Genomic DNA, 24919 nt, shown 5'->3' on the forward strand with positions numbered 1-24919 from the left:
CTGTACTCTGTGAACAGTCTGGTCTCAGCAAATTACAAAACCTGTAATTCCCTCTGCAGTTCCAGTCGTTCGGGCTGCCCACCAAGGCTGGGCGGTACATCGTGAAAGGGTTGCACGTGAAATCAACTGGAAAGAGCCCCTCGCGGGCTGGGGGCCTCCGGAAAGCGGCCGCACTGGCCGTCGGGTTGCCCCTTCTCCTTAGCTCCATGGCCGTGGGTCCCGCGTCGGCGGCACCCGGCGGCCAAGGTACGGAAAATGCCTCCTCCACTGCGAAGGACAGCCAATTCAATGACGGCCGGTACATCGTGGTGCTGGCCGGCCCGGCTGCCGCGGCGTACGAAGGGGGAGTTGCCGGACTGGGAGCCACCAAGCCCCAGCAGGGCAGGAAGCTCGACGCCGGCAGCCCCAACTACAAGGCCTACGACGCCCACCTTCGCAACCAGCAGCGTGAAGTCGCAGCGGCGCAGGGTGTGAGCCCCGCAAAGCAGTACACCGCAGCACTGAACGGGTTCACTGCCGAGCTGACCGCAACGCAGGCGGCAGCCTTGTCCAAGGACAACCGCGTCCTGGTGGTTTCACCCGATGTCGAAAACAAGCCTGACTACACCACCACCGACTTCCTCAAGCTCACCGGCCCAGACGGCGCATGGGCCCAACAGTTCGGCGGCCAGGCAAACGCCGGCAAGGGCGTTGTGGTGGGTGTCATCGACTCGGGGTACGCACCGGACAACCCCTTCCTGCAGGGCGAACCCGTGAAGCCACTGCAGGGTGACCCGCAGGTGGGCGTCCCGTACCGCACCGGCGATGGCAGGATTGCCATGCTCAAAGCGGACGGCACCACCTTCGAAGGGGAATGCCAAAAAGGCGAGGGCACCGGGGCCGGGTTTGACGGCTCGCTCTGCAATACCAAGGTCATCGGCGCCCGATACTTCGCCGATTCCTTCCTGCAGTACGTGGCGCCGGGAAACCGTGCCCCGGAAGAGCAGATTTCCCCGGTGGACGTTGGCAGCCACGGCACCCACACCGCCACCACGGCGGCGGGCAATGCCAATGTCGAGCAGGTGATCGATGGAACCAGCTTCGGCAAGAGCTCGGGAGTGGCCCCCGCAGCCAAAGTCTCGGTGTACAAAGTCTGCTGGGAGGACACCAACCCGGACACGGGCGGCTGCTACTCCTCGGCGTCGGTCGAGGCCGTGGACGCAGCCATCAAGGACGGCGTCGATGTCCTGAACTACTCCATATCGGGCAATAACAACAGCACCACCGATCCCGTGGCGCTGGCGTTCCTGAACGCGGCTTCCGCAGGTGTCTTCGTTTCGGCTTCGGCCGGCAACTCCGGCCCTGCGGCCTCCACCGTGAACCATGCCTCACCGTGGCTGACCACCGTGGCTGCTTCCACCTTCCCCAGCGACCTGCTGGGAACGGTCAAGGTGTCCGACGGCTCCCTGTACCGCGGAGCGTCCATTATGAAGTCGGAAGTGGCGGACAAGCCCGTTGTCCTTGCCGCGGCCGCCGCGGCCGCGGGTGCGGCAAACCCGAACCTCTGCGGCCCGGGGACCCTTGACGGCTCCAAGGTGGCCGGCAAGGTTGTGGTCTGCGACCGCGGCGTGGTGGACCGCACCGCCAAGAGCCAGGAGGTCCTGGACAAGGGCGGCGTGGGCATGATCCTGGTGAACCTCACCAGCAGCTCGGAGGACGCAGACAACCACGTTGTTCCAACTGTCCACGTCAATGCCCCCAAGAGCCTGGAGCTGAAGTCCAAGCTGGAAGCCAATCCGGCGCTGACCGTCAGCCTGGTCAAGGGCGACCTGACCGGTCTGCCACCAGCCGCGGCACCCCAAATCGCGGGCTTCTCGTCCCGCGGGCCCACCCTGGCATCCGGCGGCGACCTGCTCAAGCCGGACATCTCCGCCCCGGGCGTCAACGTCCTGGCCGGTGTCTCCACGATCGGTAACGACGGCGACCAGTTCGGGTTCATGTCCGGCACCTCCATGGCCGCACCGCACATCGCCGGTTTCGGTGCCCTGGTCCTGGGCAAGCAGCCGAAGTGGACCCCGGCAATGGTTAAGTCCGCCATGATGACCACCGCCTACCCTCTGGTCAATGCCGACGGTTCGCCCAACACCGACCCCTTCCAGGGCGGCGCCGGCCACATCGATTCCACCCGCGTCCTTGATCCCGGGCTGGTCTACGACTCCGGGACCCAGGACTGGCTCGGCTTCCTGAACGGGCAGGGCGTTGACACCGGAGCGCCGCAGGCCGGCAGCATTGCCGCCCGCGACCTCAACCTGCCCTCCATCGCGCTGGGCAGCCTGGTGGGCGAAGTCCAGGTGAAGCGCAAGCTGACCGCCCTGGTCCCGGGCATGTACCACCCCGAGGCGAACATGCCGGGCTTCAACGTCAACGTCGAACCCAAGGCACTGAACTTCGCCAGGGCCGGCCAGACCCGTGAAGTTACCGTCACCATCCGGAACGTCAGCGGACCGGTTGGCAAGTTCAGCACTGGAAGCCTCACTTGGAAGGGCCCGCGGACGGTTACGTCCCCTATTGCCATCCGTCCTGTTGATGCCCAGATTGCCCCGTCGTTCTCCTTCAGCTCGGCCACGGGCACCGGCAGCGGCACGATGGAGCTCGTATCCGGCTCCGACAACCCCATCGCCGTCGGCGTGGAGGGCCTGGCACCACTGAGCCAGACCGCCATCACCAAGACCCCGGGCGGGTACGCGGCCACGAATGACGCGCACAACGCCCTGCTCCAGGTGAAGGTGCCGGCCGGTGCCTCGTTTGCGCGGCTGGGCATCCAGGCACAGTCGAACGACGTCGACTGGGACATGGTGGTCTACGCACCGAGCGCGTCGGGCGGGTTGACGGCCACCCAGGTGGCCACTGCCTCGGCCAGTGAATTCCTGGACCTGGAGTCGCCGCGGGCGGGCACCTACTATGTGGTGGCCAACCTTTACGCCACGCCGGACAATGGGCCGGCCACCGCGTCCGTCCAGGCTGTGACCTTCGCCGGTGACGCGGGCAACCTCACGGTGAACCCAAACCCCATCGTGGCGCCGAACGGAACCGCCACCTCGGCGACCCTGAGCTGGACCGGACTCCAGGAGGGCTCCTACCTCTCCCGGCTGAGCCTTGGCAGCAACGGCATCAAAACCTGGGTGAACGTGCAGGTGGGACAGGGCGCTGCCCCCGCCCCGGCCGGCGCTCCCCGGCTCGACCTGGCCCAGGCGGTACCCGCAACCTGATCCGGAAGGCATGGGGGGAGGTCCCGGGCGGCTATCAGGCCGCCCGGGACCTTTTTACGTTCCTGCCGGCGGGAAGGCCAGGCAGCGGAAGGCTAAGTGGCTGTGCCGCCCAGTAAAGGTGCCATGGCCTTCCAGCGGGCGATCTCGCAGCCGTCGGTGCGGGTAAAGGTCGAGTTGACGTGGCGCCCATGGAAAGTTCCGGTGACCGTGGCAACCTGCGGGCCGCCGTACTGCTGGGTGCACAGCTTGGGAGGACCAGGTTTGGGGAAGAAGATGCCTTCACCGAACCGCTCCACGGCGGCGAGGGCTGCTCCAGGTCGGGGCAGGGTGGTCCCGGCTGCGGGGGCGCCATCCGTGGCTACCAGCCGGAACACATGCTCCGGCGCATCGGGGGCCTCGCGGATTCGGATGATCAGGTCGATCAATGCGGCGCTCCGTCCGACACGGCCCCGATTTCCGCGGCGAGCCGTTCCCGCAGGGCCCCCGCTTCCGTGGCGAAGGCACGCTGGTGCTCGACATAGGCGGCCTTGCCCTGCGGCGTCTCGATGGGGATGGCCGGATAGCCCCAGCCAGCCAGATCGTACGGGGAAGCCTGCATATCCATGGCCCGGATCCGCCAGGACAGTTCAAAGCAGTCCATGACCAGTTCACTGGACAGCGCAGGCAGCAGCTTGTACGCCCACTTGTAAAGGTCCATGTTGGCGTGCAGGCAGCCCGGCTGTTCCATGTGGCGCTGCGTGTCCCGGCTGGGGGAGTGTTCGTTGAGCGGGATGGCGTCGGGGGTATAGAAGCGGAACGCATCGAAATGGGTGCAGCGGATCCTGTTCTCCTCCACCACCCGGTCGGTGCCGGCCGCTCCCAGCCGCAGCTGCAGATACTCATGCCGGAGGTCGAATTTGTCCTGGCGGTACACCATGGCCCACTCGTGGAGGCCGAAACAGCCGAACTGTGCCGGCCTGGCCGTCGTCCCCCGGAGGATGATGCCGGCAAAGGCCACGGCATCCTTGCGGTCGGCCAGGAAGGCGCGCCGATCTAAGGTGGCCGCGGTGCTTCCCGCGGCCAGCCCCAGGGAGGCGAGCTCGCCGTCGTCGAGCATCCTGTAATGCTTCCACCCCAGCCGCGTGGCTGCCTGTGCGCCCGTAAGGACCGCTCCGGCGCCGGGGTGCCAGCGCTTCAGCTGGCCCGGCTTCTGCGTGTAATAGGTGAAGAGAAAGTCCTCCACCGGGTGTTTTTGGCCAGCGGACCGTCGGGCCAGGTAGGGATCGGCGTAGCGGCTCACGCGCTGCAGGTGGGCTTCTTCCCTCGCCTGGGCGTTGTCTGCCGCCAGGAGCTTAAGAGGCTCCACCGGCGGCACCCAGCACGTCCTTGGCAGCGTCCCACGCACTGATTTCGCATCCGTTGGTCCGGGCAAAGGAGGAGTCCACGGCAACACCGTCAACCATGCCCGTCACGGTTGCCTTCTGGGGGCCGCCGTACTGCTGGGTACAGGGTTGGGAAGTTCCCGGGGCCGCCGGGGACAGGATGGCCGGGTTGGCTTTCAGCGCTGCGCAGGCCGCGGCAGCGTTGGGGTGGCTGCTTTCCGCGGCAGGGGTGCCGGCGGAACAAACCAGGGTGTAGTCGAGTTCATCCGCGCCCTGGGACGGCACCACCGTGATGGCGAGTTCAGCGTTTCCCTGCCCCGGGCCGGCACTTGGCCGGGACGTGGTGGGGGCGGGAGCCGGTACCGACGTTTCGGTGTCCGGGGAAGGAGTAGGGGAGCCGGCGGATGAGCTTCCGGCTGCGGAGGTGGAGGGCGCAGGTGAGGCGGACGTGCCATTGTCAGGAGTGCCGCTGCAACCGGTGATTAGCCCGGCGCCAAATGCCAGGACCGTTGCGAGTATGCGGAAACTACGCATCAGGCTTCCTCTCCTTGGTCTGGTTATTCTAGTCGCTTGACGCCCTGCCGACGTGCCCTGGACGGGTCCTGCCGGCACTTAACGGGACGTTGCAGCGATCAGGCCCATCATGGACGCGTGCAGTTCCGTCACCTGCTCCCGGGTCAGCCCGAGCCGCTCCATCATGGTCCCCGGTACCTTGAGCGCCTGCTGCCGCAGGGCGGCACCCTTGGCCGTGAGTTCGACGGCGAGGGCGCGCTCGTTTCCGTCCGCCCGGTGCCGCGTGAGCAGGTCCGCTGCCTCCAGCCGCCGGAGGAGCGGGGAAATGGTGGCCGGCTCCTGGGCAAGGGCCTCGCTGATGTTCCTTACTGTCCGCGGGCTGTCTTCCCACAGGCAGAGCATCACCAGGTATTGCGGATGGGTGAGGTTGAGCTTCTCGAGCACGGGTTTATAGGCCCCCACCACACTGCGGGCAGCCACCGTGAGGGCGAAGCAGAGCTGGTGCTCCAGCAGCAGGTCGTCCTCCTGCACCCCGGATGGCCCTTCTGCAGAGTGTTCTTCCGTTTGCGCTTCTGCTGCGGCGGTCATACGTCCTCCATTGTTAGTGCACTAATCATTAGTGTACATTTGTTGGAGGTGAACAGTGAGTGGAAGGAAGCCTCTTCATGGGCAGGGACAAGTCCGCAGGCAAGGGCAATGCTTCCCAGCGCTTCATGCGCGCCACAGGCAAGCTGCGGGCGGTTTTCGGTCCCGCCAGCCGCACCGCGCTGGCGCACGACATGACCGAAGAAAACCGCCGGCTGCTGGTCCAGCGCCAGGCGGAAACCCAGCAGTGGGAAACCATCACCAGGCCGGACGGCAGCACTTACGTGGTGCCACGGAACCCCGAAGACCGGTCCCTGCGCTAGCAGCCCGTTCCGCCGCGAACAGGCGCCTTTTTCCTGCCCCGGGTCTAAAATAAGGGCACTGGCTCCTGCCGGAGCCTGCTGCACTTTCGCCCGAGGTCCGGGAAGGGGGTGGAAAACAGTGGCACATGTCCTCAGCGGTTTCATGAGCCTGACTGACAGGCTGCGCTTTGTCTTTGGTCCCGCCACCCGGCTGGATGCCGATGCGCCTGTAGTGCACAAGCATGATGAGTTCGAACAGGCCTCCGAAGAGGAACTCTCGCACTTCGTGGTCGAGACCGATTCAACCGGCCACCACTACGCGGTGCGCCGCGAAGACCTGGAACGCGAAAGCTAAACCTGTCCAGGCGCACGGTAAGACCAAAAAGCCGGGCTGCCTTTCCCGTGGGAGGAGAGGCAGTCCGGCTTTTTCGTTGAGTCCTTAGCGGCCGGTGCCGCCGTAAACCGTCGCTTCGCTTTCAGTGTCAAGCCCAAACGCCTTGTGGATCACGCGGACAGCCTCATCCAGCAGGTCGGCGTGGGTCACCACGGAAATGCGGATTTCCGAGGTGGAGATCATGTTGATGTTGATGCCGGCGTCGGACAGCGCCTTGAAGAAGGTGGCGGAGACGCCCGGGTGGGAGCGCATGCCGGCACCGATCAAGGAGAGCTTGCCAATCTGCTCGTTGTATTCAATGGCCTCAAAACCGATCTGGTCCTGGGCAGCGTGAAGTGCGGCCAGGGCGTCCGCGCCTTCAACGATGGGCAGGGTGAAGGAGATGTCGGTCTTGCCCGTGCCATGGGTGGACACGTTCTGGACGATCATGTCGATGTTGGAGTGTGCGTCGGCGATGACCTGGAAGATTGCGGCGGCCTTGCCGGGGATGTCGGGGACGCCGACCACGGTGACCTTCGCTTCGGAACGGTCATGCGCAACGCCGGAGATGATTGGCTGCTCCAAGGCAACTCCCTCTTGAGTGGTGATCTTGTCGTCGGCGCTGGGGATGACCCAGGTGCCTTCATGCTGGCTGAATGAGGAACGGACGTGCAGGGGGACGCCGAACCGGCGGGCGTATTCCACGCAGCGCAGGTGGAGGATCTTGGCACCCGAGGCGGCGAGCTCCAGCATCTCCTCGCTGGAAATGGTGTCGATCTTCTGTGCCGACGGGACCACGCGCGGATCGGCGGTGAAGATTCCGTCCACGTCGGTGTAGATCTCGCAGACATCCGCTTCGAGGGCAGCCGCCAGAGCCACCGCCGTCGTGTCGGAGCCGCCGCGGCCCAACGTGGTGATTTCGTTCGTGGCCCGGCTCATGCCCTGGAAGCCTGCCACGATGGCGATGTGGCCCTTGTCCAGGGCGGTGCGGATGCGGTGCGGGTCGACGTCGATAATCCGGGCCTTGCCGTGGATTCCGTCGGTGATCATGCCTGCCTGCGATCCGGTAAAGGACTGGGCGGAGGCGCCGAGCTTGTTGATGGCCATGGCCAGCAGGGCCATGGAGATGCGTTCACCGGCCGAGAGGAGCATGTCCATTTCGCGGGCGGGGGCGGAGTCGGTCACCTGGGCAGCGAGGTCCAGGAGTTCATCAGTGGTGTCACCCATGGCTGAGACGACTACGACTACCTCGTTGCCGGCTTCCTGGGCATCCACGACGCGCTTTGCCACGCGCTTGATCCCGTCGGCGTCCGCAACGGAGGACCCGCCGAATTTCTGCACGATGAGCTGTTTCGTCACCGCGCCGGCGGCGGGGGCCACCTGGGGCTGGGTTGCGTTGTGCACTTCGGCAGTGGGCGTACTCATGCGCGTACCTTCATTGGATCAATTGGAGTTCTGGGAAACCAGGCAGCCTGACGCCGGGACGGCGCGACTTTCCTCCGACAGTTTATCGCCGCGCCCGGAGCGGCGATAAATTGTGACCACATACCGGCCACGACGGTTCCTATGGACAGGCCCGGGGTGGTGGACCACGATTGGACCAGTTACCCGGCTTCACGGGCCGTAGCCCGGACCTTGGCAGGCACAGGGGCGGGGGTCCTTTGGAGATATGGAGGATCCGTAGTGGCCGACGACCCGCAGCCAACTGCAGGAATGCCCCAGGAGCCGTTTTTTGAGCCGATCGGCCCGGACGCGGATAAGCGCGGCGGGGAAAGCGCCAACGAGGGCCTGGATACCGGCCGTTCCGGGTCTCCACGCCCGGGCTTCGCAAGGACAAGCCTGGTCAAGGGACTGGCCGACTGGCTGGTCAGCCTGACAACCATCCGGTTCTGGTTTACGGTGGCGGCCGCGGTCCTGTGCACGTGGGCTGCTGCCGGCTCCGTGGTCCTGCTGGCGCCCCTGGGCGGCGGGGCCGGTCCGGAGGTCTTTCCCCTGCTGGTCTACTCGCTGGCGTCAGCCCTGATGCCGGCGACCGCCACTTTGCCCGCTGTTGCCTGGGGCGTGCGCGCGGAGGTCAGGTTCCGCGGCATGAGGGGGCGTACCGGAGGTTTTGCCCTGTTGGCGGTACTGCTGGCCACGGCTTTGCGGGGACTGGTGCTGGCAGCTGTTGTTCTCGGTGTACTGCTGGTGCAGGCCTGGATCGCGGACGCTTCGGGGGCAGTGGCGGCCGTTTCTGCGGGCGTCGTCCTGGTGGAGTGCGGGGTGTTTGGTGCCATGGGCGCTGGGCTCTCCGCATGGGCTGGACGTCCGCGCCTGGCGAATGCCGCCGGCGGGTTGCTGGCCTTGGCCTTTGTGGCAGGGGCCCCGGCCGCAGCCATCGGATTGTTGCCCCTGGTCCGGGCGGAGGAACGTGTCACGGTGGCGCTGAATGTCGAACGGGCGCGCGACGGAACCCACGTGGCCTTCCGATGCTCCGAGATCGAGGCCGGCATCAGCGAAGTTTACCACACCGAGCGTCTGATGTGGCTCCCGGCGCTGAGCCCGCCCGTCCTGTTCCTGATGGCTGGCGCGGAGGCAGACCGCGCCGGCCAGGTCCTGGGATGGGTGCCCGCAGCGATTCAGGAAGCTGCGGACGGGATGCAAGTGCCATGCGTGCAGGGGCAACCGCGCAGCCGGGACGAGCCCCGGGCGCCCATGCCCGGGATGGGGCTCCTTGGCCAGGCGGCGATAGCCGCCGCCGTCGCGGCGGGAGGTTACCGCGCAGCGCGGCGCCGCGACGGGGCACCGGGTGATCCGGCCTGAAGGGCGTGCTTCGGAAAAACCGGGCGCCTGCGCTCAGCCCAGGGCGTTGCGCCGGCCCTCGAAGGCCCGGCCCAGGGTGACTTCGTCCGCATACTCCAAGTCACCGCCCACGGGCAGGCCGGAGGCAAGACGGGTGACGGCTATGCCGATCGTCTTAAGCATGCGGGCCAGGTAAGTAGCCGTTGCCTCGCCCTCAAGGTTGGGATCGGTGGCGATAATCACTTCCTGGATTTCGCCGTCGTTCAACCGTGTGAGCAGCTCGCGGATCCGCAGCTGTTCGGGTCCCACGCCGGCGATGGGATTGATGGCACCGCCCAGCACGTGGTACCTGCCGCGGAACGAACGGGTGCGCTCCACGGCCAGGACATCCTTGGATTCCTCCACCACGCAGATGATCGCGGGATCACGGCGCGGGTCGCGGCAGATGTTGCACAGTTCCTGCTCCGTGACATTGCCACAGACCGCACAAAACTTGACCCGCTCCTTGACGGTGGTGATTGCTTCCACCAGCCGCTTCATATCCTGGGGGTCGGCTTCAAGGATGTGGAACGCCAGCCGCTGTGCGGACTTGGGGCCCACCCCCGGAAGGCGTCCGAGCTCGTCGATCAGCTCCTGGACAGCACCTTCGTACACGTTTCCCTCTTTAGTTTGGTGTGGATGGCGGGTGGAACACTCAGTTGGTCATGGCTGCGGGGCTGCCCGCCGGCGGTCGACCTTGCCGGCCGTCAATAGCGTGGCGTGACCGGGCTTCCGTCCAGCGACCGCTCCTCGATCAATTTTCCGCCCAGGATGCGTTCCACGGCAGCCCGGCCGAAGACGCCGGACTCCTCGATGGTTTCATCGTCGGCGCTGGGCACGTCCTGGACATAGGAGCTGGGTGCGGACGCGGCCCTGGCCGGTGCCTTCGCCCGTCCTGCCTCAGCCTCTGGACTGTTGGACAGCCGCTGGTAGAGGCTTTGCCGCGTTTCAGTCCGTCCGGCCACGGGTGCAGCCGCCGCCGGCTGGGGACGGGAGGGCGCAACCGCTGCCTTGGCCACCGGGGCGGCTGCCGCCGAGGCCATGGCGAATTCCGGCGCGGGAGCGGAGGCGGGGGACTGCGCCGGGTAGGATCCCGCGGCGGGCGCGCCGCGACCGGGGCCGGAGACTGCCCCCGGGGCGGAACCTGCGATGGAACCCGTACTCGTGCCCGAACCCCATCCCGCTGCTGCGACAGGGGCAGGGGCAGGGGCAGGGGCCGCGGCCGCGGGTGAAACGGGGATGGAGGGCGGTACCTGGGCTGTTGCAGGGGCGTAATGCGGAACGTCGGCCTGTGTCCCGATGTTGTCAGGTACAGAGCCGGGTGCGGGGTTGGCACCCACGTTGCTCTTGTCTCCGACAACCCAGACGCCGGGGGCCTGTTCCACAGCCCGCGTCCAGGGATCGTGGGCCGGACCCGCATCTGTGCTGCCGGGCTGGGCAACGGTGTCCGGGGTGGAACCACTGGTTGCTGCCCCCCGGGGGCGCGCAGCGGCATCACCGCGGGAGCCTGACGGTTCCTGGCTGCCGCCCACCTCGGGGGGTGGTGGCGTTGCCCGGTTGCCGGACGGCGTGGCGGGCACCCAGTCCATCGGGGGTTCCTCATCCAGCGGGGGAGCGTCCTCATCCCGCGGCGGGCCCCAGTCGTCGTCGGAGTAGGAGTAGTCGCCACCTGCCGACGGGTAGGGGGATTGGCCGGTGTCCGGGCCTGAGGCGCCGGCTGCTGTTCCCGGGCCCTGGGCGCCGGGACGGGAGGGCTGTGCGTCCCCGTGGCCGCGCACGCCGGCGTCGGTCACCGGACCTGCGCCTGGAGAGCCGGCCACAGCGGGAGTCCCCTCCGGTACGGCTTCCGGGCTTGCGGCAACAGCTGTGCTCCCGGAGCTTCTGCCAGCAGCGGGACCCTGGGCAGGCACCGGGTTCCGGGCAGCGGCGGGGCTCTCAGGGCTTCCGCCCGCCGGAGCCGCGGGTGGGGCGGCTGTGGGAGCCTGCGCCGGCGGGACAGGCTGCGCGGGGGCAGGAGCAAGCCCCCAGGCAACGTCAGCTGAAGTGGCCGGAACCACCGGGCTGGACGGCACTTTTGGGTTTGGCTCAGAGCTCGTTTGGCTGGTGCCGCCGGAAACCGCGTTGATCTGGCAGTCGATGCCGACGGTCTTGTGGATGGCCTGGCGCAGGTTGTCCGAGTGGTCCGCCCTCCCAAAGGCGCCCGCGAGTCCCGGCGTGGTGAAGGACAAGGTCACAACGCTGCCGTCGAAGGCGCTGACCTGCGCGTTGGGCTCAACGAGTGCCCAGGTGCTGCGCTTGATTTTGGACAGTGCCTGCAGGACATCCGGCCACGCCCTGCGGAGGACCTCCACGTCATCCATGGCCGCGGGAGCCGCAGGGGCGGGCCTGGCGGGCGCCTCCTGGTGCGGCGACGGCACCGCTGCCTGGGCGGAAGCCTGCCGGTCCTCCGGAGACCGGGATGCGGCAATGGCTGGCGTTGCTGCGTTGCTTGGCGGCGCGGCATTGGCTTGCGGTGCTGCGCTGCTGGACGGCACGGCATTGCTTTGGGGCGCGGCATTGCTTTGGGGCGCTGCGTTACTTTGGGGCGCTGCCTGGCCGGTGCGTGCGGCGGCGGGGCGCTCCGGTGTCCCGAGGCGCGCCGGGTCCTCGACAGGCCAGTCATTGGTGCTTACCCGCGGCGGTGTCAGCGGGCTCCGGGGCGCGTCAGTGCCAGGCCGGGCGGGCGCGGCCTGGGCCGGAGTGGACCCGGCAGCGCCGGGCCGGGTGGGTTCGGATGGCGTGGGGACGGCTTGGGCCTGTGGCTGTGGTGCCGCCTGAACGGAAGGGACGGCCGCCACCGCTGGGTGCAGGGGGTCGGGCGAGGAGGTGCCCGGGGTGGCGGCGGCAGGTGCGGCTGCCGGCACTGCCGTTGCGGGAGCAGCCTGGGCCGCCGGAGCGGTGACGTCGTTCCCTGTGTAGTTGAGCCGCCGCTCCACCCGGTCAATGCGGGCCGCAATGCCGCGCTCATTCTGTTCCGAGCTGGGCAGCAGGATCCGGGCACACAGCAGTTCCAGGTGCAGCCGCGGGGACGTGGCTCCGGTCATTTCGGTCAGGGCCGTGTTGGTGACATCCGCGGCCCGCGAGAGTTCCGCGGCGCCAAGGTTGTGGGCCTGGTTCTGCAGGCGGGCGATCTGGTCCGCGGGCATTCCCCGAAGGATGGAGTGTGCACTTTCGGGCATGGCCTGGACAATGATCAGGTCCCGGAAGCGCTCCAGCAGGTCCTCCACGAACCGGCGGGGATCGTGCCCGGTCTGGATGACCCGGTCCACGGCGCGGAAGACTGTGGCGGCGTCGGAGGCGGCCACGGCCTCCACGACGTCGTCCAGCAGCGAGGCATGGGTGTAGCCCAGCAGTGCAACGGCGAGCTCATAGTCCAGTCCATTGGGTCCGGCGCCTGCCATGAGCTGGTCCAGGACGGAGAGCGAATCACGGACGGAGCCGCCGCCGGCGCGGATGACCAGTGACAGGACGCCGGGGGCGACGGGAACGTTTTCCTGGCGGCACAGGAGCTCAAGGTAAGCCATCAGCGGCTCGGGCGGCACCAACCGGAAAGGGTAGTGGTGGGTCCGGGAGCGGATGGTTCCGATGACCTTGTCCGGCTCCGTGGTGGCAAAGATGAACTTGATGTGTTCCGGCGGCTCTTCGACGATCTTCAGCAGGGCGTTGAACCCGGCGGAGGTGACCATGTGGGCTTCGTCGATGATGAAGATCTTGTAGCGGTCCCGCACCGGGGCGTAGGTGGCGCGCTCGCGGAGGTCCCGCGCGTCGTCAACACCGCCGTGGCTCGCCGCGTCAATCTCGATGACGTCAAGGGAACCGGAACCGCCGCGGGCCAGCTCGACGCAGCTGGGGCAGGTTCCGCAGGGGGTGTCCGTAGGGCCCTGGGCGCAGTTGAGGCAGCGTGCCAGGATGCGGGCGGACGTGGTCTTGCCGCAGCCCCTGGGGCCGGAAAAGAGGTAGGCGTGGTTGACCCGGTTTTTCCGCAAAGCCGTCATCAACGGCTCGGTGACATGCTCCTGCCCGATAACGTCAGCGAACGAGTCGGGACGGTATCTGCGGTACAGGGCGGTAGTAACTGTCACAGAGAAAACCCTACCAATCCGGGCCGACATCATGCCGCCCTGTGGGGGAATAGTAAAGACCCCCCATGCACCCGCCAGAGCCCGTCTACCCTTGCTACCTTCCGGTCCTGGGGGAGTTCAACAGGATGACGCCACATGAGGGGCCGCGAGCTACTTTACCCGAACATCCGGCTCGACTCGAATCGGCCGTCGCCTGCTTCCCGGAGCCCGCTTCTGGGGAACAACACAGTGCCGGAAGCTATTCAGACGGCGGTCTTCATTGCTTATCCCACCGGCAACCGCGATCATTGGTATGTACACCGATTGGGGCAATCTCAAGGTTGTGAGCTGCGTGGCCTGGCTGAACGGGACGGACCCGGCAGCTCAACGGTGCATCGGGGAATGGGCGCGTTGGGGGCGTCCATTTCCAGCTTAAGGGCGATGCGCAGGCGTCTCCGGGCACGGGCAGGGGAGCGCGGAAAACCTGCTCCGAACAGCCCAATTGGGCGATGCGGAAAAGTTCAGGTAATCTAATACCTGCTTTTGATTCAGAAGCAGTTGGAGAATTCGCCTAGCGGCCTATGGCGCACGCCTGGAACGCGTGTTGGGTTAACGCCCTCGGGGGTTCAAATCCCCCATTCTCCGCCGGTTAAGAACCCGGCCCCGGTGATTCCGGGGCCGGGTTCTTGCGTTTCCGCCGTCATGGGCTCCTGGTCGTGGACCCCCCTAGGCCATGTCCGCCAAAGGCTCGCCCAGCCGCCTCAGGCGCTGCCGCGCAGCCAGTTCGCTGGGACCCATCCGCCGGCGAAGCCCGCCCAGGGCAAGATGGACGACGCCGAGCACCACCTTTGTGCCCAGCCTCACGGGCAGGGGGAAGGGGCCCAGCCGAGGAACGGAAAGCCCGAGCATCTGGCGGTACCGGGGTTCCAAGCTGTAGACGGCGGCCGCAAACAGGATCCGGTAACCGGGCTTCAGCAGGGGATGCAGCGGAGCGTTGCGGATGAACTGAACCGTTTCCTTCACCCTGTCGTCCGCGCGCAGGACGCCCTGCGTGTACCACTGGTCCAGCTGGCCGCGCATCTCCGCCTCGGTCAGCGGCGGGTTGTCCACTCCCATCAGCCGCCCGGCCTGGGCCCACTCCCGGACGTAGGCGTCCGGGCCGCCCGGAATGGGTCCGCCCCAGATCTTATGGGCTGCCAGGAAGCCATCCGTGAAGGCGATATGGATCCAGCCGGCCAGCCCGGAGTCGTTGGCACTGTAGGTGCGTGTGCCGCCGTCGTTGTCCTTGTAGGTGCCCTGGACCGGCTCATGGAGCCGGCGGACACGCCGTGTTGCCTCCTCGGCGGCCGCCGTTGAGCCGTATGTCACCGTGAAGATCCACCGGATGGTGTTGGCCAGCCGGCGCAAGGGGTCTTCCCGGAAGTTGGAGTGTTCGTGCACTCCCGCCAGGGCACCGGGGTGCAGCGACTGCATGAGCAGTGTCCGGATCCCGCCAACGATCGGCGTCATGGAGCCATGAACTGCCCAGACGGCCGAGCCGGGCAGGTGGTAGCCGGCGTCGTCGCCTTCCGCCAGCCGCAGCGACCAGTCCGGTGGTGCATCAGCCTTCCCTGAAAGGTCTTCTTGATTTCGTCCTGCCATGTACGAAGGACATTGCGCATGAGACATTGTTGCCCATTTCTGCAGGGGCACCGCGACCAGCCTCCTGAGCAGCGGAAACTCCCAACCCCCTAACGCCCGCAAAAAACCCGCAATGTGCGCCCATGGGGTTTCCACCCCTGCGGGGCTGTGGTCCCATGGGACATACCGTCGAGACAACGGGCGGCAGGCCACGACGTGGAGTCAGTCACTTGGGCAAGAATCCAGCGCCCGGCACCAGAAAGCCGGCCCAGCGTAGCTTTCCCCCCGTTGCACGCGCCGTCGCCGCGGCGGGGGTGCTGGCGGCGTCCGCTTATGCCGTCAACCTTTCTGCCGGCCCGGCAGGGTTCGTGCAGTGGACGGGATCAGTTGCGGGCACCGGGACCGAGGGTGCTGCAGTCCCCGGCGGAACATCCGGCGGGAACAGCATCGGGGAAGCGCGAAGGGAACCCGGTCCGCCGGCGTCGGACCAGGTCGGCGCCGGCGCCCTTCCGCCGGCCATCCTGTCCAGTCCTCTGGTCACCCTGGCCTTCCCACATACGGCGATAGGAAGTACGGGCGCAGATGCCCCGGCGGCCCTGACAGTAGGGCCGGCGGGCACGGGCAGGCCCGGAGCCGGCTTTTTGATGGCCCCGCTTCAGCTCCTCGAGCCGAGTTCGCCGTTCGGCTTCCGGGTCAGCCCGATCAGCGGGACTGCTGGTGATTTCCACCTGGGCCAGGATTATGCAGCGGCCTGCGGCATGCCCGTCCACGCAGCCGACGCCGGTGTTGTACGCGCGGCCGGATGGCATCCCTGGGGCGGCGGCAACCGTGTGGAGATCGATCATGGCGACGGCCTCATCACCACCTACAACCACCTTGAGTCCATCGGCGTCCATACGGGCGATACAGTGCAGGCAGGCCAAGTCATCGCGCGCGTTGGTACCACCGGATGGTCCACGGGCTGCCACCTGCATTTCGAGGCCATCCTGAACGGGCGGTATACAAACCCCCTCAGATGGAGCTTCCTGCAGCTCCGCACTATGAACTGGGCCCTTCCTGCCGACATGGTCTCCTATGCGCCCGGCCAGGGGCTGTCTGCCGGCAGGATCAGCTGGACCATCCCCCTCCGGGTGGATCCGGGCGGAGAAATCCCCGCTGCCGGGCTGCAGGTTTCACCCTTCCCGCCACTCCTGCCGCTTGCACCGGCACCTGCGCCCTCGGAGGCGACGGGTGTAGTGCTTGCGCCCCCTGACGCGCAATTGACGTCGACGGCCCCGCCACCCGCTGAACCTTCGGGGAGTGCCGCGTCGCCGTCGCCCACGGACCCCGCGCCCGGCCCGTCGCCGTCACCGACCGACCCGGCAACTCCGACGGCCTCGCCGAGTGATCCAACTGCCTCGCCCAGCCCGACGCCGTCGCCGACTGACCCGGCAACTTCAACGTCAACTCCGACGGCCTCACCCAGCCCGACGCCGTCGCCGTCGCCGTCGCCCAGTGACCCTGGTCCAACTCCGACGCCGACTGAACCATCGCCCACCGCTCCAGCGGCCGCTACCCCAACCCCGGCGCAGACAACCCTCGAACCGACCCCAACCCCGAGCCCGGCGCAGACAACCCTCGAACCGACCCCAACCCCGAGCCCGGCGCAGACAACCCTCGAACCGACCCCAACCCCGACCCCGACCCCGACCCCGAGCCCCACGCCAACCCCAACCCTGGCGCCTCCGCCGGCAGAACCCGAGCCCACGGCAACCACCTCGTCAACCATGACGCCAAGCGCGACGGCCACCACCCCGGCGGCCTAGGAAATCTTCACTTTGGACCCGTACGGTGGGACCTCGGCAACGAACTGACCATATGAGCAACCTTCCGCAGACCCGACGGCATGCGCCGCTGTATCCCATCCCGCTGGTCCTCAACGACGGCACCCGGACGGACTTCAGCCAGTTCAAGGGAAAAGTGGTGTTGGTGGTCAACGTGGCCTCCAACTGCGGCTTCACCCCCCAGTACGCCGGATTGGAGGCCCTTTACGAGAAGTTCCGGGACCGCGGATTCGAGGTCCTGGGCGTTCCGTGCAACCAGTTCGCAGGGCAGGAGCCCGGAACCGACCGCGACATCGCGGAGTTCTGCGAACGCAATTTCGGGGTCACGTTCCCGCTCACCGCCAAGGCCGATGTCCGGGGCAGGAATCAGCACCCGCTCTACACCGAGCTCACCAAGTTCAAAACGGGGCTGCTGCCGGGGCTGGTGAAGTGGAATTTCGAGAAGTTCCTGGTTAACCGCGACGGCGAGGTGGTGGCCCGCTTTGCCCCCACCGTTGAACCGGACTCGGCCGAGGTCATCGACGCGGTCGAGCAGGAGCTCGGATAAACGCGGTCTGGCCGAACCGGGTCTGCAAAAGCGCAGTTCTTCCAACTTTTTCCACATCAGCTCCGGCGATTTACCCCAAGTTTGCCAAATGTCTGATTGGATAAATATTACTGAAGGGTACAAGGGAAGAACGGCTTCCCACCGACCATAGAGGTAGCAATGGAGCACATCGAGGCCGAACACCCCCGGCCACGCCACTTCCTACTCCACCTGAGCGATCCCCACCTGTTGGGAGGTCCAGACCCCCTCTACGGAACTGTCGACAGCGAAGCCAGGCTCATCCAGCTCTTCGACGAAGTCAAAGCATCCGGCGCAAGGCCGGAAGCCGTCATCTTCACCGGCGACCTCGCTGACAAAGGCGATCCCCGGGCCTACGTGAAACTGCGGGCCATTGTGGACCCTGCCTGCAAGGAGCTCGGCGCCCAGGTCATCTGGGCCATGGGAAACCACGATGACCGGGCCAACTTCCGCAAGGGCCTGCTCGACCAGCCCGGCAGCGACGAGCCGGTGGACCACAGCTACTTCATCAATGGGCTGCGCGTCATCACGCTGGACACCACTGTGCCGGGCTTCCACCACGGCGAACTGAGCGGCGCCCAGCTGGACTGGCTGGCCCGGCAGCTGGAAACCCCTGCCCCGGACGGCACCATCCTGGCCCTCCACCACCCTCCGGTCCCGTCCGTGCTTGACCTTTCCGTGCTTGTGGAACTGCGCGACCAGGCCTCGCTGGAGGCAGTGGTCCGCAACTCGGACGTCCGCACCATCCTGGCCGGCCACCTGCACTACTCCACTACGGCCAGCTTCGCCGGCGTCCCCGTCTCGGTCGCTTCCGCCTCCTGCTACACCCAGGACCTGAACGTCCCGGTAGGAGGCACGCGCGGGCAGGACGGCGGCCAGGCCTTCAACCTGGTGCACGTCTACGAGCACACCATCGTGCACTCCGTGGTCCCGCTGGGCGCTTCACCAACGGTGGGCGAGTACGTGTCACCCGAGGAAACGGCCCGGCGGCTGGAGGCTGCGGGGATCCGGATCCCGGAGACCACCAAGCAGCGCGGCAACGCCAAGCTCGGAGCGTCCACCAGGCGGTGACTACAGCCTGGACCGGGCTACTTCTCCCAGGGCGCCTTGATGGGGAAGTACCTTTCCAGGAAGTCCGTGACCACTTCGGCGCGCTCGTCCGCGCTGATCTCCGGGAAGCTCCCGTCGTTCAGGCAGAAGAAGTCCATGTTCCGCTTGGCCAGCAGCTTGGGCAGGTATTTCAGCCCTGAGCGCATGGTGGTGTCAACGTAGCGGACCTTGGCGGCTGTCTGTGTAACGGCCCGGCCGGTGAGCAGTGCGTAGTAGTGGTAGAACGAGTTGGTCACGGAGATGTTGTCCGCAGCGCGGAAGCGGCTGGCTGCCGTCTTGCTGAACTCCGCGGGGAACTCCTCCTCCATCTGGGCCACCACGCTGCGCCGCAGCGGCGCGGCGGTGTGCTCCAGGTGGCGGGTGGTGATCCGGCCGAACCGGTTCCACAGGAGCTTGCGGTTCACCCTGGCGGCATTCTCAAACCCGCTGCGCTCAGCGGCGTTCTCACCCAGGCCGATCCTGGTTTCCGCCTCGATGAACTTGGTGATGCCGCCGGGCGTGAAGAACATGTCAGGGCCCACGGGGCGGCCAAAGAACATGTCGTCATTGGAGTAGAGGAAGTGCTCGGACAACCCCTCGATGTGGTGCAGCTGGCACTCCACGGCCTGGGAGTTGTGGGTGGGCAGCACGGAGGGGTCAGCGAAGAACTCCTCGCTGCGGACTATGGTGACCGACGGGTGCTCTGCCAGCCAGGCAGGCGCGGGGGAGTCGGTGGCGATGAAGATGCGGCGGATCCACGGCGCGAACATGTACACGGACCGCAGCGCGTACTTGAGTTCATTGATCTGCCGGAACCGGGCCTCGTGGTCGTCACCTTCGCCCAGGACGACGCCCTGCTGCTGCGCGCGGCGGGCAGCAATGTATTCCGGGGAGCTTCCGTCCACCCAGGAGAAGACGAGGTCGATGTCGAAGCTGATGTCGCTTGCGTGGTCGGCGAACATGTTCTCGATGGTGGGCCAGGTATGGCCGTAGCGTTCCACGGTGCCGCGGACGGCGTCCTGGCGCAGCAGGGTCCTGCGGGTCAGCGAGTTTTCGATGGGAAGGATGAGTTCCTCGCCCTCGAAGGACCAGAGTTCGATCTGCACCCCGGCAGAGGCGCCGAACTCGAAGCCGCCCACCGGCTCCACCCGGGGCCGGTACAGGCGGAAGATGCGGCCCTGCCGGTTGGGCGAGAGCTCCCCGTCGGCCACCAGGACAGACGTCTTCTTCTTGGCGTCCACGGTCATGGAATAGAAGGGCTCGTCCCGGCACGCCTCCACCAGGGCGGCCCGGAGCTTCTTCCGGTCCTTCCAGTCCAGGGCCAGGACAGGGCGGTCGTTGTTGCCACGGACCAGCAGATAGTTGAGGCCCGCGTTCGCCAGGACATTGCGGAGGAACAGCAGGTCCTCCACCATGGCCTGGTACGGAGTCCTGGTGTCATTGATCAGGGCAAAACGGCCCTTGTGCCGGATGACATCGGGGCGGTGCCTGAGCCGCTGCTCTGCCGCCGGAGACGTGATCTCGGCGTGAAATTGTTCCTCCACGGACGCCTGGCCGCCGTAGTAGACCTCGTCCTGGACCGGTGCTTCTGTAATGGTTGTCTCCGAGCTGGTGGAAGTGGGCATTCTTAACTGCATGATAGTCCTGCTGGAGTAACGGAAGGTTTCGGGGCCCGGTTGAAGCCCCTTGGCGACGTTTCGACGGCGGCCCGGCAGGGGCTCAGGCGTCCAGCGCCTCACGCCAGCTGCGCAGGAAGGCCCCGCCGGCGTCGTCGTGGATCACTGTTTCCTCCAGCCCGAGGTCCGCTGCGGTCAGCACCGGATAGGGCTTGGCCGGCACACCGTCCGCCGGCCGCACATCCACGTGCTTCACCGGGTGGTCGTTATGGTGCAGCCAGTCCGCCATGGCGTAGTCGGTGCGGGAATCGCCCACCGTCCGCCACGCCTGCGGCGTGATGCCCTGGGCCGCCAGCAGCTCCACCGCCCGGCTGGCGCCAAGATCCTTCCCCAGCCGCACCGACTCGATGTCCGTGGAAATGATGGTGGGGTCCACGCGGTAGTCCACCTCGTCGTCGGAGTTCGGTGCGTGGTGGTCCAGGCGGACAACGCCCAGCCCGTGGCGCCCCATGAGCGCCATGGCCTCGGCGTCGAAGAGCTTCTGCTCGGCCAGGTAGTCCGCGCTGGGCACATCGATGTGCTGCTCCACGGACACCATGGCGCGCTTGGTTTCGTCGAAGAACATGTGGGCTGCATAGTCCTCCGCCACCAGCCGGCGGATGTCGTCGCCGTACGCCGCCGGAACGGCAAGCTCCCGGTCCACGTGGATGGGGCCGGGACCGGCAGAGGTGTAGCTGAACCAGACCGCACCCTTTTCGCAGACGGCATGGATGACAGTTCCGGCTGGAATGCCGGCGGCGATCATCGGTTCCATGACCTGCTCGCGGATGAAGGCGTCGGAACGGCCGGTGTTGAAAATGACGGGGATGCCGGCTGCGGCCAGCGCCACCAGGTCCAGGATGATGTCCGGTTTGACGTCCCGCGTCAGCGGGCTGGCCACGGGGCCGTCCACGTCAAGCAGGAGCGCCAGCGGCGGCGCGGACGGCTGGCGGATTCCGGGCACGGGCGCGGCAGGGGACTCGGATACTGTCATGGTTCCATTCTGTCAGCACGGCAGGCGCTGCCGCTGTGTGTCCGCCCAGCGGCCGGGGCGCAGGGCATATGGTCACTGTTTGGCTACAACCTGGCGCCGGTCCGCCCTGCCACTTTCGCTGGGGCAGCGCGGTGCCTACTGTGGCATGGTGATATTCAAAGCTGTGGGCGAGGGCCGCCCTTACCCCGACCATGGTTACAGCACCCCCAAGCAGTGGGCGTCGCTGCCGCCGCGACCGGTCCGGCTGGACGAACTGGTCACCACCAAGCGCACCCTTGACCTGGAAGCGCTGCTGGCGGAGGATTCCACATTTTTCGGCGACCTGTTCCCGCACGTAGTGCAGTACAAGGGGACCCTCTACCTCGAGGACGGCCTGCACCGCGCGGTCCGGACCGCCCTGCACCAGCGCACCGCGATCCACGCCCGGGTCCTGGTGCTCGATGGCTAGGGGGCGGCCGAAGGACCCGAGTGTCCTTCATGGCCACCATGTTGTTTCCGGCCCTGAGCTGCGCGCCGCCATGGAAGCGGCCGCGGATGCCGATGAGACCGCCCGGGTCCGCCGCCGCGTGCTGCACGGGGTGGTGCTGGTCCTCCTGGCAGGCCTGATCGCCGCAGGCATCATCATTGCCATGGCCATCATCAACGGCCGGTTGAAGATCCCCGCCGCCGAGCCCGCCCCGGCACCGGTTTCCTCCTGCCCGGCCTCCATGTTCGACTACGTACCCAACGACAAGATCAACCTCAACGTCTACAACTCCACCACCAGGGCCGGGCTGGCGCGCTCGGTGGCGGACGAGTTCCTGGCGCGGAAGTTCGTGGTGGGGAACGTCTCGAATACCAACGCCGGCTACCGGGGTGTGGCGGCCGTGGTGTCAGGTGCGGGCGGACAGTCGGCGGCATTCACCGTGCAGCGCAACGTGCCGGGGTCGGACTACTTCCAGGACGGCAGGACCGACGCCAGCGTGGACGTGATCCTGGCGCAGGACTACAAGGCACTGGTCCCGCCGGATCTGGTGGACCAGACGCCGGGAAAGCTCAGCTGCCCCCGGGAAAGCCGGCGCATAGCGGACACCAACAGACTGCCTGTCACCCCCGCGGCCTGACCTCCAGCCAGCCGGTCCTTAGCCGGCCACTGCGGGAAGCTGCGCCACTGCCGGAAGCTGCGCCGCTGGCGGAAGCTGCGCCACCCGGATGGGCCGCCCGTCGTCGTCGAACCGCGCACCCGCACCCAACTGGATGAAGCGCACCGTCCTGGCCACGCGGGCTTCCAGCTCGGCCGGCTCGTCGCTGCCCCTGGCCGCACTGGAGGACAGGGTCCCCAGGATCAGCTGGGACTGCTGGCCCACGTCCGCCACCGGCAGGTACCCCTGCTCCATGCCGTCGCGCAGGATGTCCTGCAACAGGACGCTCAGCTCGCCTACATGGTCCGAGAGCTTGGCAAAGGACGACGGCGACAGCACCGCCCCCATGGCAGGTCCGGGCGGGAGGTGGCGGCGGCTGAGGTCAACCACCTGGGCGCGGACGTACAGGGCCAGCCGTTCCACGGGGTTCTCCAGCCGGGCCAGCGATTCACGCAGGTCGGAAAGGAACTTCTCGGTCTCATCCAGGGCGTAGGAGATCAGGAGTTCTTCGATGTCTGCGTAGTAGTTGTAGACGGCCGTGCGGCCCACCCCGGCATGCCTGGCCACGTCTGTCATGGTCAACCCCGGGAGGCCATGGGTGAAGAGGAGTTCGCCAAAAGCGGTGAGGATGCGCCGCTGGGTGTCCGCGCGTTGTTCGGCATTGCTGGCCGCTGAAATCCTGGGCATGCAGACACTTTACCGCGATGTGTCAGTAAAAGGCGCTACACCGCGCAGCCGTCGGGGCCGCAGGCGCCGCCGTCGGAGGAGTTGACCAGGACCAGCGGGTTGGCAGCCTGCCAGGCCTGGGTGAGGGCGGCGGTGAACGTCTCCGCCGGCTGGGCTCCGGACAGCCCGAACTTGCGGTCGATCACGAAGAACGGAACGCCGCTGATGCCCAGGCCCTGTGCCTCCTGGACGTCGAACCGGACCTCGTCCGTGTACTTGTCCGTGGTGAAGAGCTCCTCCACCTCATCGGACGGCAGGCCAAGATCGTTGCCGAGGGAGGACAGGTAGTCCCGGCTGCCGATGTCCTTGCCGTGCTCGAAGTGGTCGCTCAGGAGGCGCTCCTTGGCCGCATCCTGCCGGCCGTGCGCCGCTGCAAGGTGGATCAGGCGGTGCGCGGTGAAGCTGTTGGCCACCACCACTTTGTCGAAGCGGTAGTCCAGGCCTTCGCCTTTTGCCTGCTCCGCCACGTGCTCAAACATCTGCGCGACCTGCCGTGACGGCATGCCCTTGCGGCTGCTCAGGTACTCCAGCTCGGTCCCGTCGTAGTGTTCCGGCAGGGTGGGATCCAGCTGGTAGCTCCGCCACACCACCTCAACGGCGTCACGGTGGGGGAATGCTGCCAGGGCCGCCTCGAACCGGCGCTTCCCGATGAAACACCACGGGCAGGCAACGTCAGACCAGATCTCAATCTTCATGCCTTGCACAACCGGGTCGCGCCTGCGGCCATTCCGCCGGCGCCTTATGAGATGGCACACATCCGCTCTTGTGGCCGGGGCAATCCTGGGCAATAGTCGGAGTTAGGTGAAGCAGACGCCAAACAAAATGAGAACACCACGGGACCCCAACGGTCCCGCGGGTTGATGCGCCTGGCGGCTGGGGAGCTCGGGCCCCTTCCTTGGAGGCCAGACATGCGAATTGGACTGATTGCGGGACCCTGGATTCCCATCCCTCCGTTGACTTACGGCGGCATCGAAAGGGTGGTGGACACCCTGGCGCGTGGCTTCGCGGCCGCCGGACACCAGGTCCTGCTCGCCGCCCCTTCCGAAAGCACGTGCCCCGTGCCGCTGGTGCCGGGCATGCGGCCGGCGTCCCGGGACGAGCTTGGCTCAACCATGTCCGAACTCAGCCACGTGATCCGGGCCTACAAGGGGCTGCAGGACGTGGATATCATCCACGACCATACGCTCGCCGGCCCGCTCTACGCCCACCGTCCGGCCAAGGTTCCGGTGGTCACCACCATCCACGGCCCGCTCCACAAGCAGGCAGAGGACCTGTACCGGGCCATGGCGCCGGATGTGGCAATCGTGGCGATCTCCCGCGACCAGGCTTCACACGCTCCCGAGGTTCCCGTCACCCAGGTGATCCATCACGGCATGGACGTTTCCACTGTCCCGGTGGGAAGCGGCCGCGGCGGTTACCTGTGCTTCGTGGGGCGCGCATGCCATGACAAGGGGCTGCTTGAGGCCATCACGATCGCCCGCAGGGTGGGCATGCACCTGAAGATAGCGGTCAAGATGCGGGAGAAGGACGAGGTCCGCTACTTCCGGGAGGTCATCGAGCCCATGCTGGGCCCAAACGAGGATTTCGTGGGGGAAGTGGACGATGCCGTCAAGTACCGCCTGATGGGCGAGGCCACGGCCTTCCTCAACCCCATTCAGTGGTCCGAACCGTTCGGCCTGGTGATGATCGAGGCGCTGGCCACGGGCACTCCCGTCGTCGGGACGCGCATCGGTTCAGCGCCCGAGATCGTGGAGCATGGCCGGACGGGCTTCCTGGGGCAGACAGAGGATTTGCCCGGCTTCGTTGAGGCAGCAGCCGGCTTGAGCAGGGAACGGTGCCGGGCATCAGTGGAGGAGAGGTTCAATGCCCAACGGATGGTGGCGCAGCACCTGAGGCTCTTTGATGAACTGCTGGCGGGCAGATTGCCCGGAGGGGTTCCGGATGCCGCGCCCGTGCACCAAAATCGTTAAGGGGGCGGGCGGCCTTCCGGCTCCCCGGCAGCAAATCGCCTGAGAAGGGAGTCC

General features: G+C 66.9%; 21 protein-coding genes, 1 tRNA gene, 1 other RNA gene and 2 pseudogenes. 11 read left to right on the forward strand and 14 right to left on the reverse strand.

All coding sequences use genetic code 11. From position 1 onward, the window contains the following. The first annotated feature begins 206 nt into the window (after positions 1-206). Entirely contained in the window at positions 207-3248 is a 3042-nt protein-coding gene (locus FB478_RS17820; RefSeq protein WP_261377446.1) for a S8 family serine peptidase, read from the forward strand. A 92-nt stretch (positions 3249-3340) separates the two neighbouring features. On the opposite strand, the gene FB478_RS17825 is transcribed toward FB478_RS17820, so the two are convergent. From FB478_RS17825 to FB478_RS17840, 4 genes are all read right to left on the reverse strand, one after another. Then, positions 3341-3673, reverse strand: a complete 333-nt coding sequence (locus FB478_RS17825) for a serine protease inhibitor (protein ID WP_144601215.1) — start codon at positions 3671-3673, stop codon at positions 3341-3343. Then, entirely contained in the window at positions 3670-4602 is a 933-nt protein-coding gene (locus FB478_RS17830) for a 3-methyladenine DNA glycosylase (protein ID WP_144601216.1), read from the reverse strand. Before FB478_RS17830 ends, FB478_RS17825 begins: the two co-directional genes overlap by 4 nt. Beyond that, positions 4580-5143 carry an SSI family serine proteinase inhibitor gene (locus tag FB478_RS17835; protein ID WP_144601217.1) on the reverse strand — a complete coding sequence of 188 codons (564 nt, stop codon included), beginning with the start codon at positions 5141-5143 and terminating at the stop codon, positions 4580-4582. The genes FB478_RS17830 and FB478_RS17835 overlap by 23 nt, the downstream gene beginning before the upstream one ends. Before the next feature lie 78 nt (positions 5144-5221). Continuing rightward, a complete protein-coding gene (locus FB478_RS17840) occupies positions 5222-5710 on the reverse strand; it encodes a MarR family winged helix-turn-helix transcriptional regulator (protein WP_018771854.1) in 489 nt (162 codons plus the stop codon). 77 nt (positions 5711-5787) lie between these two features. On the opposite strand from FB478_RS17840, the gene FB478_RS17845 reads away from it, so the two are divergent. Together FB478_RS17845 and FB478_RS17850 are read left to right on the forward strand one after the other, a co-directional pair. Next, entirely contained in the window at positions 5788-6030 is a 243-nt protein-coding gene (locus FB478_RS17845) for a hypothetical protein (protein WP_018771855.1), read from the forward strand. A gap of 118 nt (positions 6031-6148) precedes the next feature. Further along, positions 6149-6364 carry a hypothetical protein gene (locus tag FB478_RS17850; RefSeq protein ID WP_018771856.1) on the forward strand — a complete coding sequence of 72 codons (216 nt, stop codon included), beginning with the start codon at positions 6149-6151 and terminating at the stop codon, positions 6362-6364. 84 nt (positions 6365-6448) lie between these two features. Here the strand turns inward: FB478_RS17850 and FB478_RS17855 are convergent, their stop codons facing one another. Beyond that, entirely contained in the window at positions 6449-7807 is a 1359-nt protein-coding gene (locus FB478_RS17855) for an aspartate kinase (RefSeq protein WP_018771857.1), read from the reverse strand. A 258-nt stretch (positions 7808-8065) separates the two neighbouring features. Between FB478_RS17855 and FB478_RS17860 the strand changes: the two genes are divergently transcribed. Continuing rightward, positions 8066-9184: a hypothetical protein gene (locus tag FB478_RS17860; RefSeq protein ID WP_261377441.1), complete on the forward strand. Its 1119-nt coding sequence runs from the start codon at positions 8066-8068 to the stop codon at positions 9182-9184. A 33-nt stretch (positions 9185-9217) separates the two neighbouring features. Here FB478_RS17860 and recR read toward each other — a convergent pair whose 3' ends face one another. From recR to ffs, 3 genes are all read right to left on the reverse strand, one after another. Further along, positions 9218-9817 (reverse strand): recombination mediator RecR, encoded by a 600-nt coding sequence (gene recR / locus FB478_RS17865; protein ID WP_144601218.1) that lies wholly within the window; start codon positions 9815-9817, stop codon positions 9218-9220. Positions 9818-9909: 92 nt separating this feature from the next. Continuing rightward, complete coding sequence (locus FB478_RS17870) at positions 9910-13353, reverse strand: DNA polymerase III subunit gamma and tau (protein WP_144601254.1); 3444 nt, start codon at positions 13351-13353, stop codon at positions 9910-9912. Between the two features lie 21 nt (positions 13354-13374). Continuing rightward, positions 13375-13471, reverse strand: an RNA gene (ffs, locus tag FB478_RS17875) — signal recognition particle sRNA small type. A gap of 391 nt (positions 13472-13862) precedes the next feature. Between ffs and FB478_RS17880 the strand changes: the two genes are divergently transcribed. After that, positions 13863-13947, forward strand: a tRNA-Ser gene (locus FB478_RS17880). 81 nt (positions 13948-14028) lie between these two features. On the opposite strand, the pseudogene FB478_RS17885 reads toward FB478_RS17880, so the two are convergent. Further along, positions 14029-14963, reverse strand: a pseudogene (locus tag FB478_RS17885) (oxygenase MpaB family protein). 603 nt (positions 14964-15566) lie between these two features. Between FB478_RS17885 and FB478_RS21420 the strand changes: the two are divergent. Next, positions 15567-15920: pseudogene (locus tag FB478_RS21420) on the forward strand (M23 family metallopeptidase); the annotation flags it as partial. 74 nt (positions 15921-15994) lie between these two features. On the opposite strand, the gene FB478_RS21425 reads toward FB478_RS21420, so the two are convergent. Next, on the reverse strand, positions 15995-16459 hold the full coding sequence (locus tag FB478_RS21425; protein WP_261377447.1) for a hypothetical protein: 465 nt from the start codon (positions 16457-16459) through the stop codon (positions 15995-15997). Positions 16460-16779: 320 nt separating this feature from the next. On the opposite strand from FB478_RS21425, the gene FB478_RS17895 reads away from it, so the two are divergent. Together FB478_RS17895 and FB478_RS17900 are read left to right on the forward strand one after the other, a co-directional pair. Continuing rightward, entirely contained in the window at positions 16780-17292 is a 513-nt protein-coding gene (locus FB478_RS17895) for a glutathione peroxidase (RefSeq protein ID WP_018771863.1), read from the forward strand. Between the two features lie 159 nt (positions 17293-17451). After that, positions 17452-18381, forward strand: coding sequence for a phosphodiesterase (locus FB478_RS17900; RefSeq protein WP_018771864.1), 930 nt, complete (start codon positions 17452-17454; stop codon positions 18379-18381). 17 nt (positions 18382-18398) lie between these two features. Here the strand turns inward: FB478_RS17900 and FB478_RS17905 are convergent, their stop codons facing one another. Together FB478_RS17905 and FB478_RS17910 are read right to left on the reverse strand one after the other, a co-directional pair. Next, positions 18399-20024: a stealth conserved region 3 domain-containing protein gene (locus FB478_RS17905; RefSeq protein WP_018771865.1), complete on the reverse strand. Its 1626-nt coding sequence runs from the start codon at positions 20022-20024 to the stop codon at positions 18399-18401. A gap of 94 nt (positions 20025-20118) precedes the next feature. Then, positions 20119-21048, reverse strand: coding sequence for a hypothetical protein (locus FB478_RS17910; RefSeq protein ID WP_018771866.1), 930 nt, complete (start codon positions 21046-21048; stop codon positions 20119-20121). A 148-nt stretch (positions 21049-21196) separates the two neighbouring features. On the opposite strand from FB478_RS17910, the gene FB478_RS17915 reads away from it, so the two are divergent. Next, entirely contained in the window at positions 21197-21496 is a 300-nt protein-coding gene (locus FB478_RS17915; protein ID WP_026266165.1) for a type II toxin-antitoxin system VapB family antitoxin, read from the forward strand. After that, a complete protein-coding gene (locus FB478_RS17920; RefSeq protein ID WP_056392200.1) occupies positions 21489-22151 on the forward strand; it encodes a LytR C-terminal domain-containing protein in 663 nt (220 codons plus the stop codon). Before FB478_RS17915 ends, FB478_RS17920 begins: the two co-directional genes overlap by 8 nt. 18 nt (positions 22152-22169) lie before the next feature. Here FB478_RS17920 and FB478_RS17925 read toward each other — a convergent pair whose 3' ends face one another. Beyond that, positions 22170-22856, reverse strand: coding sequence for a TetR/AcrR family transcriptional regulator (locus tag FB478_RS17925; protein ID WP_134165163.1), 687 nt, complete (start codon positions 22854-22856; stop codon positions 22170-22172). 35 nt (positions 22857-22891) lie between these two features. Beyond that, positions 22892-23590: a DsbA family oxidoreductase gene (locus tag FB478_RS17930; RefSeq protein WP_144601219.1), complete on the reverse strand. Its 699-nt coding sequence runs from the start codon at positions 23588-23590 to the stop codon at positions 22892-22894. Positions 23591-23803: 213 nt separating this feature from the next. Between FB478_RS17930 and FB478_RS17935 the strand changes: the two genes are divergently transcribed. Further along, on the forward strand, positions 23804-24865 hold the full coding sequence (locus FB478_RS17935) for a glycosyltransferase family 4 protein (RefSeq protein ID WP_144601220.1): 1062 nt from the start codon (positions 23804-23806) through the stop codon (positions 24863-24865). Positions 24866-24919: the final 54 nt, after the last annotated feature.

The sequence above is a fragment of the Arthrobacter sp. AG367 genome (assembly GCF_007828995.1).
GTDB lineage: Bacteria > Actinomycetota > Actinomycetes > Actinomycetales > Micrococcaceae > Arthrobacter.

What these genes read in the sequence shown, in the direction of transcription:
- FB478_RS17820 (WP_261377446.1), top strand. Translation starts at nt 207, where the DNA reads ATGGCCGTGGGTCCCGCGTCGGCGGCACCCGGCGGCCAAGGTACGGAA.
- FB478_RS17835 (WP_144601217.1), bottom strand. Translation starts at nt 5,143, where the DNA reads ATGCGTAGTTTCCGCATACTCGCAACGGTCCTGGCATTTGGCGCCGGG.
- FB478_RS17840 (WP_018771854.1), bottom strand. Translation starts at nt 5,710, where the DNA reads ATGACCGCCGCAGCAGAAGCGCAAACGGAAGAACACTCTGCAGAAGGG.
- FB478_RS17845 (WP_018771855.1), top strand. Translation starts at nt 5,788, where the DNA reads ATGGGCAGGGACAAGTCCGCAGGCAAGGGCAATGCTTCCCAGCGCTTC.
- FB478_RS17855 (WP_018771857.1), bottom strand. Translation starts at nt 7,807, where the DNA reads ATGAGTACGCCCACTGCCGAAGTGCACAACGCAACCCAGCCCCAGGTG.
- FB478_RS17870 (WP_144601254.1), bottom strand. Translation starts at nt 13,353, where the DNA reads ATGTCGGCCCGGATTGGTAGGGTTTTCTCTGTGACAGTTACTACCGCC.
- FB478_RS17895 (WP_018771863.1), top strand. Translation starts at nt 16,780, where the DNA reads ATGAGCAACCTTCCGCAGACCCGACGGCATGCGCCGCTGTATCCCATC.
- FB478_RS17900 (WP_018771864.1), top strand. Translation starts at nt 17,452, where the DNA reads ATGGAGCACATCGAGGCCGAACACCCCCGGCCACGCCACTTCCTACTC.
- FB478_RS17905 (WP_018771865.1), bottom strand. Translation starts at nt 20,024, where the DNA reads ATGCCCACTTCCACCAGCTCGGAGACAACCATTACAGAAGCACCGGTC.
- FB478_RS17910 (WP_018771866.1), bottom strand. Translation starts at nt 21,048, where the DNA reads ATGACAGTATCCGAGTCCCCTGCCGCGCCCGTGCCCGGAATCCGCCAG.
- FB478_RS17920 (WP_056392200.1), top strand. Translation starts at nt 21,489, where the DNA reads ATGGCTAGGGGGCGGCCGAAGGACCCGAGTGTCCTTCATGGCCACCAT.
- FB478_RS17925 (WP_134165163.1), bottom strand. Translation starts at nt 22,856, where the DNA reads ATGCCCAGGATTTCAGCGGCCAGCAATGCCGAACAACGCGCGGACACC.
- FB478_RS17930 (WP_144601219.1), bottom strand. Translation starts at nt 23,590, where the DNA reads ATGAAGATTGAGATCTGGTCTGACGTTGCCTGCCCGTGGTGTTTCATC.
- FB478_RS17935 (WP_144601220.1), top strand. Translation starts at nt 23,804, where the DNA reads ATGCGAATTGGACTGATTGCGGGACCCTGGATTCCCATCCCTCCGTTG.